13 protein-coding genes are annotated in these 12,999 nt (G+C 40.3%); 8 read left to right on the forward strand and 5 right to left on the reverse strand.

All coding sequences use genetic code 11. The features are described from left to right. Nucleotides 1-5: 5 nt before the first annotated feature. From H9565_RS16315 to bla, 3 genes are read right to left on the reverse strand one after another with little or no spacing between them, the layout of a single operon-like run. Nucleotides 6-719, reverse strand: a complete 714-nt coding sequence (locus H9565_RS16315) for a pirin family protein (RefSeq protein WP_215441231.1) — start codon at nucleotides 717-719, stop codon at nucleotides 6-8. A gap of 4 nt (nucleotides 720-723) precedes the next feature. Further along, nucleotides 724-2,349, reverse strand: coding sequence for an alkaline phosphatase D family protein (locus tag H9565_RS16320; protein ID WP_215441233.1), 1,626 nt, complete (start codon nucleotides 2,347-2,349; stop codon nucleotides 724-726). Between the two features lie 25 nt (nucleotides 2,350-2,374). Further along, nucleotides 2,375-3,115 (reverse strand): subclass B1 metallo-beta-lactamase, encoded by a 741-nt coding sequence (gene bla, locus H9565_RS16325; RefSeq protein ID WP_215441337.1) that lies wholly within the window; start codon nucleotides 3,113-3,115, stop codon nucleotides 2,375-2,377. 49 nt (nucleotides 3,116-3,164) lie between these two features. Here bla and H9565_RS16330 point away from each other — a divergent pair, with 49 nt between their 5' ends. Then, complete coding sequence (locus H9565_RS16330) at nucleotides 3,165-3,545, forward strand: GTPase (RefSeq protein ID WP_215441235.1); 381 nt, start codon at nucleotides 3,165-3,167, stop codon at nucleotides 3,543-3,545. A gap of 2 nt (nucleotides 3,546-3,547) precedes the next feature. Here H9565_RS16330 and yihA read toward each other — a convergent pair whose 3' ends face one another. Together yihA and H9565_RS16340 are read right to left on the reverse strand one after the other, a co-directional pair. Next, nucleotides 3,548-4,159 (reverse strand): ribosome biogenesis GTP-binding protein YihA/YsxC, encoded by a 612-nt coding sequence (gene yihA, locus H9565_RS16335; protein ID WP_215441237.1) that lies wholly within the window; start codon nucleotides 4,157-4,159, stop codon nucleotides 3,548-3,550. Between the two features lie 33 nt (nucleotides 4,160-4,192). Next, nucleotides 4,193-4,957 carry an alpha/beta fold hydrolase gene (locus H9565_RS16340; protein ID WP_215441239.1) on the reverse strand — a complete coding sequence of 255 codons (765 nt, stop codon included), beginning with the start codon at nucleotides 4,955-4,957 and terminating at the stop codon, nucleotides 4,193-4,195. 255 nt (nucleotides 4,958-5,212) lie between these two features. Between H9565_RS16340 and mraZ the strand changes: the two genes are divergently transcribed. From mraZ to murD, 7 genes are read left to right on the forward strand one after another with little or no spacing between them, the layout of a single operon-like run. Further along, complete coding sequence (mraZ, locus tag H9565_RS16345) at nucleotides 5,213-5,686, forward strand: division/cell wall cluster transcriptional repressor MraZ (protein WP_215441241.1); 474 nt, start codon at nucleotides 5,213-5,215, stop codon at nucleotides 5,684-5,686. Continuing rightward, on the forward strand, nucleotides 5,664-6,590 hold the full coding sequence (gene rsmH, locus H9565_RS16350; protein WP_246560739.1) for a 16S rRNA (cytosine(1402)-N(4))-methyltransferase RsmH: 927 nt from the start codon (nucleotides 5,664-5,666) through the stop codon (nucleotides 6,588-6,590). Before mraZ ends, rsmH begins: the two co-directional genes overlap by 23 nt. Nucleotides 6,591-6,607: 17 nt before the next feature. Beyond that, nucleotides 6,608-6,934 carry an FtsL-like putative cell division protein gene (locus H9565_RS16355; protein WP_215441242.1) on the forward strand — a complete coding sequence of 109 codons (327 nt, stop codon included), beginning with the start codon at nucleotides 6,608-6,610 and terminating at the stop codon, nucleotides 6,932-6,934. After that, the gene (locus tag H9565_RS16360) at nucleotides 6,934-8,940 is read left to right on the forward strand and encodes a penicillin-binding protein (protein WP_215441243.1); all 2,007 of its coding nucleotides are present in this window, start codon (nucleotides 6,934-6,936) and stop codon (nucleotides 8,938-8,940) included. Before H9565_RS16355 ends, H9565_RS16360 begins: the two co-directional genes overlap by 1 nt. Next, complete coding sequence (locus H9565_RS16365) at nucleotides 8,937-10,400, forward strand: UDP-N-acetylmuramoyl-L-alanyl-D-glutamate--2,6-diaminopimelate ligase (RefSeq protein ID WP_215441244.1); 1,464 nt, start codon at nucleotides 8,937-8,939, stop codon at nucleotides 10,398-10,400. Before H9565_RS16360 ends, H9565_RS16365 begins: the two co-directional genes overlap by 4 nt. A gap of 37 nt (nucleotides 10,401-10,437) precedes the next feature. After that, nucleotides 10,438-11,658 (forward strand): phospho-N-acetylmuramoyl-pentapeptide-transferase, encoded by a 1,221-nt coding sequence (gene mraY / locus H9565_RS16370; RefSeq protein WP_215441245.1) that lies wholly within the window; start codon nucleotides 10,438-10,440, stop codon nucleotides 11,656-11,658. Between the two features lies 1 nt (nucleotide 11,659). Continuing rightward, the gene (gene murD / locus H9565_RS16375) at nucleotides 11,660-12,994 is read left to right on the forward strand and encodes a UDP-N-acetylmuramoyl-L-alanine--D-glutamate ligase (protein ID WP_215441246.1); all 1,335 of its coding nucleotides are present in this window, start codon (nucleotides 11,660-11,662) and stop codon (nucleotides 12,992-12,994) included. The last annotated feature ends 5 nt before the right edge of the window (nucleotides 12,995-12,999 follow it).

The following is a 12,999-nucleotide window of genomic DNA, read 5'->3' on the forward strand; positions in this document are numbered from 1 at the left end:
AAATTCTAATTGGCCATAGGAACTTCCACTAATAGGATTTTTGAATTTTCGCTATAGGTAAAGTCAATTGTCTTGGTGGCTTCAATTCCAAGTCCATCTCTTTTTTCCAATGCGATGCCGTTTGCGGTACATTTACCTTCAAGTAGAAAAACATAAACCCCGTTGTTCGTGTTTTTCAGTGTATAGGTGTGAGTTTTTCCTTTGTGAAACTCCCCTAGATGAAACCAAGCGTTTTGATGAATCCAAATACCGTCATCATCGGGGTTGGGAGATACAATTTGCTGCAAGCGATTGCTTAAACTACCCGAAGCTAGGGTTATCTGATCGTAACGTGGTGTAACATTAACCTTATTTGGAAGTATCCAGATTTGTAGAAACTTTACCTTGTTCTCTCGGCTTTTGTTCTTTTCGCTATGTTGTATTCCGGAACCTGCGCTCATAGCCTGTATGTCTCCTTGGCGAATAATGGTGGTATTTCCCATATCGTCTTTGTGTTCTAGATCACCTTCAAGTGGAATAGAGATGATTTCCATGTTGCTATGGCCATGGGTTCCAAAACCCATTCCCGCAGCAACTTCATCGTCGTTTAAGACACGTAAGACCCCAAAGTTCATACGGTCTGGATTGTGGTAATTGGCAAAGCTAAAAGTGTGATAGCTATTGAGCCAGCCATGATTGGCATGGCCTCGGGTATTGGCTTTGTGAAGTGTATTTTTCATGTCTTTAATTTTTTGGGTATTCCATAGGAATTGTAAAGGGCCATCCTTCAAACTGTTGGGCATCTGGCTGCGTTACATCTACATATCTGGGCCAGCATTCAAATGTGGTTGTTTTATCTTTTTTGTTAAACCGAACCAGACCATAACCACCTCCCTTTGAATTGCTTTCCGGGTTCACATAGGCCATCATGCTTATTTTATTGTTAAATCCGTCTAGATAGTCGCCCGTCCACGGAAGTGATGTATTGGTATTAGGGTTTTTTCCAGCTTTCTCATCTTCTGGCCACCACCAACGACTATAGTAGTCGTTTACGATAGCAGGAACGATAAAGGACCATGGCCCGTCTCCAAATTCATGGATGCCTTGCTTGATTACGGTTGCCAAATGCTGGTCTCCGGCAATGTGAACCGCATTGGCGTTTTTTATAAGTTGTAGGGCTTTGTTTCTCCTTGTCTGCGGCCATCCGTTACTGTCCAAATCGGCATGAAGCCTGTTATCCAAAGAACCGTGAATATGTGCGCCACCGCAGAAACCGGTTTGTGATAAAACTACTTTAAGTGACTTTGTATTTGTTTTTCCCCAGTTGTCCAAAAATGTAAGCTGGCGGTCGCCCAACAATTTAAGTTCGGGCAAATCTATAGATGCCGGGTCATAGTCGGGATTTCTAATATGGTCCGGTCGTGGGCCTTGCTGGGGTATTTTTCCATTAGGTCCAGACTTGAATTTTCGGTCTTCCAGAATGGCAAAGTCTATACCGCCAAGAGGTAAATTGGTATAGTAGACACCAATTCCTTGTTGAATGGGAGTAGGGTCATAAGGGTCTGGTAAATGTGCTGTTTGGCAACGCTCTACCATTTTTACATATTCATGATGGTAGGTGTAGCCGCCATCGTTAGACCCTTTTACGAGTGATATTTTTCCGTTTTCTCCCCAAAGATTTCCTTGCCCAATATCATGGTCGTCCGGAATACTGATTGCGGGGCGGTTGCGGAAAGTTTCCTTGAACTGAAGGCCGAATTTTAACCAAGCTGCCGTATGTTCGGTATGGTCATAGGATTGGTCCCCGGCAAAAAATATCAGATCCGGATTTTGATGATTAATGTTGCGGACATAGTTTTCTCTCATGCCCCGGTCTTGATTAGAGTTGCAGGAAAGGGCAGCAAGAACAATTTCGTCTTTCTCTTTTGGGTCTTTGCGAATCAATCCCTCATAAGTGGCTTGGTTGCCATGCCGTATGCGATATTTTATGTTTTTAGTGTCGTCCCAGTTCTCAATACGAAAAAGAGCGGACCATCCTAAATCGTTTACGTTTTGTTTCTGAAGCTCTTTCCATGAACCATTCTCTTTAATTTCCAATCGTACCACCCGTGTTTCGTTAGGATAAAGAGGGTAGAGCTGTGCGCTGAGTTTCAATGTTTGTTGGGCAACGGTATAGATGCCAAAAGCAACTACACTATCGCGATTTACCTTTAGATTGATAATGGGGGTTTTATCGCGGTTCCACCAATCGTTTGTAGATAGTTTGTCTACATTGTCAAAAGGTGCAATTACAGGAGGTTTTTGCTCTTGTGCCGCTATAGGATTGGTGAAGAACCAGGTTAAAACCAGGATTAGAAGACTCTTTTTCATATTCGTTAAGGTTCTGTAAAGGTTGTTATTCGGTTTTGAATAGTGATATGGTATAGTCCAATAGCTCCGTACCATCATGGTCTCCATGTCCTGGAATGACGATTTTTAGGTCAGGATATGCTGTTTTAATTTTAGAGATAGTGCTGCTCCATTCATCGGTATTAGCATCACCCAGATATCCTTTTGTGGCGTTCAAGGATTTAACGGGGCATCCACCAAAAAGGAGGTGTTCACTTGGAATGTAGCTAACGATATTGTCTCTGGTGTGGGCTTCCCCAAAATGCCGGTTGATTATTTTTTTATTTCCTAGGATAATTTCGTTTACCTGGTCAAAACCTATTTGTGGCAGCGGATTTCCTTCTTTCCTTGCTAGTTCAATGGTTTTATTGTTGGCATAGGATGGGATGTTCAATTGATGAAAAGCGTCAACTCCCCCAAGACAATCATCGTGAAAATGATTTACGACCACTGCTTTAATTTTATGTTCCTTCATTTTTGTGATCCAATCTATAAGTTCGTTAGAAGTCTTCGTGTCTATTGGTGTATCAAAAACTACGGCCTCACCGGCGTTCATGTAAACTAATCCGTTACAAGCTACTTTGCCATAATCTTCTGTTTGCAGGTATGAAACATGAATGTAGCTGTTTTGGGAAATAGGAATTATTTTTAGGGTTTCGCTGCTGTAAGTTCTATTTCCGTTTTGGGACTTACAACTTAGTAGCAGAACAGAAAAGAGCAAAATTATAAGTGGCGATTTGTAGTTCATGAGGTTTTGTTCTTTAAGTTTCATAAATATATAGTTTTACCTTGCACTAATGAAAGATTCAGATATTCAAAAACTCGTTTTTATATATAATGCAGATTCAGGTTTAAAAAACTCTCTATTGGATAGTGCTCATAAAATCTTAAGCCCTAGTACGTATGATTGCAACCTGTGCGACATAACGTTCGGAGTTTTTACGGAGAACAAAGTTTGGAAGGGTTTTAGAGAATCTACAAGTATGGAAATGGAGTTTCTGCACAGGGACGAATACAAAAAACAGTATGCCTCTAAGTTTGGTAACAAGTTTACGTTTCCGATTATTCTGGCCCGGACAAACAATGATTTGGAAGTATTTGTGGGTACTGAAGAGATGAATACGATTGAAAATGCGGAGTCGCTCGTAGATTTAATTACAAAGAGGATGGAAGCCTAGTTTTATTTGTCTTTGAAAAAATCTATGTTTATGTTTTCTATAAAGTCCAGAACATCATCACGGCCATATCCTTTAGAAGATGAGGTTATGAAGTATTTTGGGGCTTCTTCCCAAACACCGTTCAGTAATTCGGTAATGTAACTGTTTACGTTTTTCTCAATGGCGTTAGGCTTCAGTTTATCGGCCTTGGTGAATATAATACAGAACGGAATGCCGTTTTCGCCAAGCCATTCCATGAATTCCATGTCAATTTTTTGCGGTTCATGACGAATATCGACTAAAACAAAAGCGCAGACCAGTTGCTCTCGTTTAAGAAAGTAATCGGTTATATATTTCTGAAATGTCTTTTTGCTCTTTTTTGAAACACGGGCGTACCCATAGCCTGGCAAATCTACAAGGAACCAATTTTCGTTGATTTTGAAATGATTGATTAATTGGGTTTTTCCGGGGCGGCCAGAGGTCTTTGCAAGACTTTTTCTTTCAGTAAGGCTATTTATCAAAGAAGACTTCCCCACATTAGATCGGCCAATAAAAGCATATTCGGGTAGGGGTTCTTTTGGGCATCTTGCCACATCAGTATTACTGATTATAAAATTAGCCGTTTTAATATTCACCTTCGGAAACTATTTAATTGGGTAGTGTGGTTGCTAAAATTTACGTTGGGTCAACCAGTTGTCCAGAACTTCGTTAAATTTATCAGGATGCTCCATCATTGGGGCATGACCACACTTTTCAATCCAATAAAGGTCGGAATCAGGTAGCAATTCATGAAAAAGATCGGCCACATCCGGTGGGGTTACCCCATCGTTCTCGCCCCAAATGATACAGGTTGGTGTATTCATTTTGGGTAGGTCATTGGCCATGTTATGGCGTATGGCACTTTTGGCGATAGCCAATGTTTTTATAATTTTTTTTCGGTCGTTTACGGTTGCAAATACCTCGTCTACAATTTCTTTGGTGGCAATGGCGGGATCATAAAAAACGTCTTGGGCCTTTTTCTTTATAAATTCATAATCGCCACGTCTTGGGTAGCCGTCTCCCATAGCACTTTCATATAAACCGGAACTGCCCGTAATTACGAGGGCTTTTACCAGTTTAGGGTACAGCTTGGTATGGAGTAGACCTATGTGCCCTCCTAGAGAGTTTCCTAATAATATAACATCTTTAAGCTCTTTGAACTCAATGAATTTGGCTAGGAATTTAGCAAATTGCTTGACGTTCGTCTTAAGCATGGGCATATCGTAGATAGGTAATTCTGGAATAAGTACTTTATAACCCTTTTTCGGAAAGTATTCAGTAACACCTTGAAAGTTGCTAAGCCCTCCCATAAGACCGTGTAAAATAATGATAGGTGTACCTTCGCCTATCTCTATATACCGGAATTTTCCTTCCTTAATTAAATTTTCTTCCATTCAAGATACTTCTTGGTCTGTTCGTCAAAGATAGACATAATCCTACAATGACTATTATACAAGTATAGGCCAATAAAGCGAGAATTGCCCATTATTTTTTGATTACGACTAAAATTCGCTCTTTTTTCAGGGCACTAAATTGCCCATAATTTATGCCCAAAAGCCACTAGTTATTAACAAAGTGGTAATTAGTGGTAAAATGTGGTAATAAAATTTGTAGTTTTGAGTTATAGTATTGTAAAACAGCTTTTTTAAGTGATAAATTTCATTGGGACATACGATTGTAAGGCCGATGCCAAAGGTAGGGTAATGATACCAGTTGCCCTAAAAAATCAGATGTCTCCTATTTTAAATCAAAGTTTTGTCATCAAAAGATCTGTTTTTCAGCCTTGTTTGGAATTATATCCTATGGAAGAGTGGAATCTTCTTATGGAGAAGATGAACAAGAAAAACCGTTTCAAGAAAAAGAACAACGATTTTATCCGTCGTTTTTCTGCTGGGGTAAAGGTCATAGAGATCGATGCTACAGGTAGAATGCTAATTCCTAAGAACCTTGTGGAGATTGCCAATATCTCTAAAGAGGTGGTTTTGAGTTCGGCAATCAACATTATTGAAATTTGGGACAAGGATAGTTATGAGAAAGTATTGGAAGAAACTGCAGAGGATTTTGCCGAACTGGCAGAAGAGGTGATGGGGGATGACGGAGATGACGAAAGCTATGTATCATAATCCTGTTTTATTGGAAGAGTCCGTAAACGGTCTCAATATAAAGGAAGACGGCGTGTATGTTGATGTCACTTTTGGTGGCGGAGGGCATTCCAAGCACATATTGAAGCAATTGGGAAGCGAGGGTAAATTGTTTGCCTTTGATCAAGATGAAGATGCGCTTGCAAATACGCTAGGGGACCCAAGGTTTACATTGATCAATGAGAACTTTAGGTTCATAAGGCAGTTTCTTAAGTTCTATGGCATTAGAAAGGTAGATGGAATTTTAGCCGATTTTGGTGTTTCATCACATCAGTTTGATAAAGCTGAACGCGGATTTTCTACCCGTTTTGAAGCGGATTTGGATATGCGCATGAGCAAAAGGAATCTTTTGTCCGCTTATGATGTGGTCAATAAGTATGATTATGACGATTTAAGAAAAGTTCTTTTTCAGTATGGCGATTTAAGAAATGCGAATGCCATGGCAAAGACCATTTTGGCAAAGCGAGAAGAAGAGCCTATAAAGACAACAGACAGGTTGAAAGAGGTGTTGCGCTCATTTCTGCCCAATGCAAAAGAGCATAAAATATTGGCCCAAATTTATCAGGCCATTCGTATTGAAGTCAACCAGGAGATTGCTGTAATAGAGGAATTTTTGTTGCAAACTCCGGAGTTGCTAGATGTAGGAGGTAGGTTGAGTATAATAAGCTATCACTCATTGGAGGATCGTTTGGTAAAACGGTTCATTAGAGAAGGGCAGTTTCAGGGTGAGGCGCCAAAAGATTTTTATGGAAATATAGATGTTCCATTTAAAAAAGTGGGGCCGTTAATTGTTCCGTCCAAAGAGGAAATAGCACAGAATAATCGTGCGCGAAGTGCCAAATTGAGAATTGCGGAGCGCATAGAAAAAGTGAATCTTAAAAATTGAAAAGAGAGAAGAAAAACATGAAAAAAGGATTGTTGAACATACTTAAAGGTAGGTTTTTGGTGAGTGATGACGCGCCTAAGAACTGGTTGTTCATCATTTTCACTTCTTTTCTGGCTACGGTAATGATTGGTAGCTCGCATAGTGCGGATAAAAAAGTACATCAAATTGCCGCTTTAAACGAAGAGGTGAAAGAGCTTCGTAATGAATTTGTAGATGCGCGATCGGATGTTCAGCAATTAAAGTTGGAATCTACCGTGATGCAGATCGTTGCGGAGAAAGGGTTGTTTCCTTCGCAGGTGCCGCCCAAACAGATTAGGGTAATATCAAACAAAGAGGAAGAATAGTGGCTGTAACCGAAAAAAGCATATTGACCCGGTTGTACGTTGTAACGGCGTTCATGTTCCTGTTTGCTGTAGCAGTACTTTTCAAATTGGTGAACATTCAGTTCGTGCAAGGAGAGAAGTATAAGGCTTTGGCTATGGAGCGTACGGAGAAAATGTTCACTATTGCGCCTAATAGGGGTAATCTGTACTCGGATGATGGTAGTTTGTTGGCTACTTCGGTATCGCGTTACACTATTCGTTTTGATGCGGTTACCGTAAGCGATGAGGATTTTAGAAAGAATATTGTGCCATTGTCCAATTCACTTTCAAAAATGTTGGGTAAGCCTTCATCGCATTATCAAAAATTATTGCGCAAGGCTAAAGTGAATAAAAATAGGTATGCACTTATAGCTAGAAACCTGGATTATTCAGAATATATAACGGTTAAGGATTTTCCTTTGTTCAATAAAGGTCCGTACAAAGGAGGATTGATTATTGAGCAGAAAACGGTAAGGGAGCATCCGTTAGGTAAGATTGCCGAGCGTAGTGTTGGGTACGAAAATGTAGATGAGGATGGGTACTATTCCGGTGTGGGGCTGGAAAGGGCCTATGGGGAATATTTGAGAGGTGTAGAAGGAAAAAGACTAAAACAAAAGATTGCCAAAGGCCAGTGGAAGCCAATAGGGTGGGAGAATATCATAGAACCTAAAGATGGGTATGATTTGGTGTCTACCATCGATATTAATATTCAAGATATCGCCCACCACGCTTTGCTGGGGCAGCTGGAGCATTACAAAGCGGACCATGGTTGTGTTATTGTAATGGAAACGGAAACCGGAGAGGTAAAGGCTATCTCAAATTTGGGAAGAACGGAGTCTGGTAAGTATTATGAGCGCTTAAATTATGCTATTGGGGAGTCTAGTGAGCCCGGATCTACTTTTAAGTTAATGTCGCTTGTGGCCGCGCTAGAAGATAAGGTAATTGATACCAGTACCGTAATGGATACGGAAAAAGGACGCTGGAAAATCTATGATAGAATTGTAAAGGATTCCAAGTGGGGCGGTTACGGTAAGATTTCTGCAGGCCATGCTTTTGAGGTTTCTTCCAACACGGCTTTTGCAAAAATGATTCATAACAATTACAAGAACGATCCGGAAAAATATGTCAATCGTCTTATGAGTATGAATCTCAACAAAAAGCTTGATTTGCCTATAAAGGGTGAAGGAGAGCCGGTTATTAGATTTCCTGGAGATAAAGGTTGGTCCGGTATTTCGTTGGCTTGGATGTCCCATGGGTATGAGGTTTCAATGACGCCTTTACAAGTGTTGACATTTTATAACGCTATCGCCAATGATGGTGAAATGGTAAAGCCTAGGTTGATAAAAGAAGTGCGGGAGTGGGATCTTACCATTCAGAAATTTGATAAAGAGGTGATTAATCCATCGGTTTGTTCTAAAGAAACGGCTGCTAAAGTTCAGCAGTTGTTAAAGAATGTAGTGGAGAAAAAATATGGAACGGGTCACGGTCTGTATTCACCTAATTTTTCAATGGCAGGCAAAACGGGTACGGCACAGAAAAATTATGTGTCCAAGGATCCGGACAAATTAAAGTACATATCCTCGTTTGCAGGTTATTTTCCGGCGGAAAACCCAAAATACTCCTGTATAGTGGTTATTCATGAGCCGGACAAGAGTGTGGGGTATTATGGGGCGGATGTTTCCGGGCCGGTATTTAAATCGGTTGCTCAGAAGGTGTACGCTACATCGCCGTTGGTAGATGAGGTAGATATGGAAAAGATGAAAGACCAACGATTGGATAAATCGTACCAGAAATATTATGCAGAGGCCCAAAAGAGCTATAAGCAAGTGCCTAATGTTAAGGGAATGAGCGGTATGGATGCTATTTCCATTCTAGAAAATTTAGGGATTGAGGTAGAGGTAAGGGGCAATGGCAAAGTAAAAAGACAGTCCGTTTCACAAGGAGCGGATATCAAGGATATCAAAAAAATTACGCTAGAATTATCGTGAAGTTGCTAAAAAACATATTGTTCGGCGCAAGCCTCACCAATGTAATCGGTTCTACCGATGTTTTGGTGAACGCTATCTGTTTTGACTCTAGAAAAGTTAAGATGGATGATGTTTTTGTGGCTATAAAAGGCACTGTAACAGATGGTCATTTGTATATAGCTAAGGCTATAGACCTTGGTGCAAAAGCTATTGTATGCGAGACGCTACCAGAGCAAACCATAGATGGGGTTACCTATGTAGAGGTAAAGGACGGCAATACTGCCTTGGCAATGATGGCTTCTAATTTTTATGGTAATCCTTCAAAGAATTTAAAATTAGTAGGGGTAACGGGTACCAATGGTAAGACCACTATTTCTAGCTTACTGTATCAATTGTTTAAAAAAGCGGGATACAAAGTGGGTCTTTTGTCAACTATCAAAATTATGGTAGATGATGAGGTTTATGCAACAAGCCATACCACTCCGGATGCATTGACAATTAATGAGCACCTGTACCTTATGAACGAGGCTGGTGTGGAGTTTTGTTTTATGGAAGTCAGTTCGCACGGAATTCACCAAAAAAGAACACAAGGGTTGGTCTTTGAAGGGGCTATTTTCACGAACCTTTCCCATGACCATTTAGATTACCATAAGACCTTTGCAGAGTATAGGGATACCAAAAAGATACTGTTTGATCAATTGCCAAAAAGTGCTTTTGCCGTTTCCAATATAGACGATAAGAATGGGGCTGTTATGCTTCAGAATACGAAAGCAAAAAAATATACCTACGCGCTAAGAACGTATGCGGATTATCGTGCGCAAGTATTGGAGAGTCAATTTAACGGTACACTCTTAAAAATAAACGAGCATGAACTGTGGTCTAGGTTAATAGGTCATTTTAATGCCTATAATATGTTGGCCATTTTCGCTACCGCGGATTTGTTGGGTATGGAAACTCTGGAAACCTTAAGGTTGCTGAGTGAATTGGACAATGTAGACGGCCGCTTTCAATATTTTATATCTAGTAAAAAGATTACTGCCATAGTGGATTATGCCCATACGCCGGATGCGCTAAAAAATGTGTTGGAAACAATCAGCACTTTGAGAACTGGAAATGAAAACGTCATCACCGTTGTGGGGTGTGGTGGCGATAGAGACAGATCTAAGCGTCCGGTAATGGGTCATATTGCTTCGGCAATGAGCAATAAGGCCATTTTTACTTCGGATAATCCTAGAAGTGAATCGCCATCCTCTATAATTGAAGCTATGGAAGAAGGAGTGGAGCCACAGAACGTAAAGAAAATCCTGTCCATAGAAAATAGGGAACAGGCTATAAAAACGGCGTGCCAATTGGCCAATGCCGAAGATATTATCCTCATTGCGGGTAAAGGTCATGAGACCTATCAGGAAACCAACGGAAAGCGTATTCACTTTGATGATTTTGAAATGGTCAAAGACGTTCTCAAAAGTTTGGATAAATAACAAGGACCAAATAAGAAAAAGACTAGAAGCTTAAAAGATGCTATACTACCTATTCGAATATTTAGAAAAACAATACCAGTTGCCGGGGGCGAGCTTGTTTCAGTTCACCACCTTTAGAGCGGCTATGGCTATTCTATTTTCATTGATAATCGCTACGGTATATGGTAAGCGCGTTATTCTTTTTCTTCAAAAGAAGCAAATAGGCGAAAGTGTAAGAGACCTTGGTCTTGAAGGACAGAAACAAAAGGCGGGAACCCCTACCATGGGCGGACTCATCATTATCATGTCTACTTTAATACCGGTTCTTCTGTTCGCTAAGTTGGATAATATTTACATCATCTTGTTGATTGTCACCACGCTTTGGATGGGTTTCATCGGTTTTACGGATGACTATATTAAAGTGTTCAAAAAGGACAAAGAAGGGCTTAAAGGTAGGTTTAAGGTTTTGGGTCAGGTAGTTTTAGGACTTGGTGTTGGAGCTACCCTATATTTTCACCCTGGAGTAACCATGAGAGAAGACTCCAGCACTATGATTACGGAGGAGCTTCAGGTGCGAGACGTTATGGGTAAGGAAATTCAATCCGTACGGACTACGGTTCCTTTTTTCAAGAACAATGAACTGGATTATAGTGATTTTATTGGTTGGGCCGGAGAAAGTGCTAGGGATTATGCGTGGTTGATATTCATTCCTATCGTAATACTTATTGTAACTGCCGTTTCCAATGGAGCCAACCTTACGGATGGTATAGATGGGCTAGCAGCAGGTACATCGGCAATTATTGTATTTACGCTCGGCATATTTGCGTGGGTATCCGGTAACGTCATATTTTCCAATTATCTAGATATCATGTTTATACCCAATTCAGGGGAATTGGTGGTCTTTATAACTGCTTTTGTAGGGGCTTTGGTAGGGTTTCTTTGGTACAATGCCTTTCCTGCACAGGTGTTTATGGGAGATACCGGTAGTTTAACAATTGGAGGAATCATTGCGGTAATCGCCATTATCATTAGAAAGGAATTATTGATACCCATTTTATGCGGAATCTTCTTTGCCGAGTCTTTATCGGTTATGATACAGGTGGGTTACTTCAAGTATACCAAAAAGAAATTTGGAGAGGGGAAACGTGTTTTTCTTATGTCGCCCATTCATCATCATTATCAGGTAAAAGGGTATCATGAGAGTAAGATCGTAACCCGTTTTTGGATTGTAGGTATCCTATTGGCCATTATTACCATCGTTACCTTGAAAGTAAGATAAGATGAAAAGGTTGGTGATTTTAGGTGGAGGCGAAAGTGGAGTAGGCACGGCCATTTTGGGAAAGAAAAAGGGATACGAGGTTTTTGTGTCCGACAGAGGAAAAATTAAAGAAAAATATAGAAACGTTCTTGAACATTTTGATATTGATTGGGAAGCTGAAAAGCACACCGAGGCGAAAATCCTAAATGCGGATTTAGTAATGAAGAGTCCGGGCATACCTGATACGGTGCCATTGGTTCAGGCCTTGCAGGGAAAAGGTATTCCGGTTATTTCGGAAATCGAGTTTGCATCAAAATATACAGATGCTACTTTAATAGGAATTACTGGAAGCAATGGTAAGACCACCACAACTATGTTGGCAAATCACCTTTTAAAAGAAGGAGGTGCAAATGTAGGAATGGCGGGGAATATTGGTGATAGTTATGCCAAAATGGTAGCGGAGAACAATTTTGATTTCTATGTTTTGGAAATCAGCAGTTTTCAGTTGGATGGCATTTTAGATTTTAAACCGCATATCGCCATTCTAACAAATATTACTCCGGACCATTTGGACCGGTATGATTACAAATTTGAAAATTATGTCGCTTCAAAATTCCGCATAGCGGAGAACCAGACCGAAGACGACTTTTTTATATATGACGCAGATGATCCGGTGATTGTCGCGTGGCTTGAAAAGCACCCCATTAAATCAAAATTGCTCCCTTTTTCCATTATGCGAGAATTGGAAGAAGGAGCTTACTTAAAGAACAATAACATAATACTGAACTCAACTAACGAGACATTGGAAATGACAAAAGAGACATTAGCACTAGAAGGAAAACACAACTTAAAGAACAGCATGGCGGCAATGACTGCTGCAAAATTAGTAGGGATAAGAAAAGCATCAATCCGTGAGAGTATCGCTAATTTTCAGGGAGCGCCACATCGCCTTGAAAACGTATTGAAAATACATCACGTACAGTATATAAACGATTCTAAGGCAACCAACGTAAACTCTGTGTTCTACGCATTGGATAGCGTTAAAACACCTATTGTTTGGATTGTTGGGGGACAGGACAAAGGCAATGATTATAAAGAATTGATGCCGTTAGTGCGTGAAAAAGTTAAGGCTATAGTTTGTTTAGGACTTGATAACGAAAAAATCAAAGATGCTTTTGGTAACGTGGTGGATTTGATGGTAGAGACCTTTGCTATGGAAGAAGCTGTCAAGGTAGCTTATAAGATTGCCGAACGTGGCGATACGGTTTTGTTGTCTCCCGCATGTGCCAGTTTTGATTTGTTTCAGAACTATGAAGATCGTGGCGACCAATTTAAAGCAGCTGTAAAAGCATTGTAAAAAGT

The sequence above is a fragment of the Zobellia russellii genome, assembly GCF_018728565.1.
GTDB lineage: Bacteria > Bacteroidota > Bacteroidia > Flavobacteriales > Flavobacteriaceae > Zobellia > Zobellia russellii.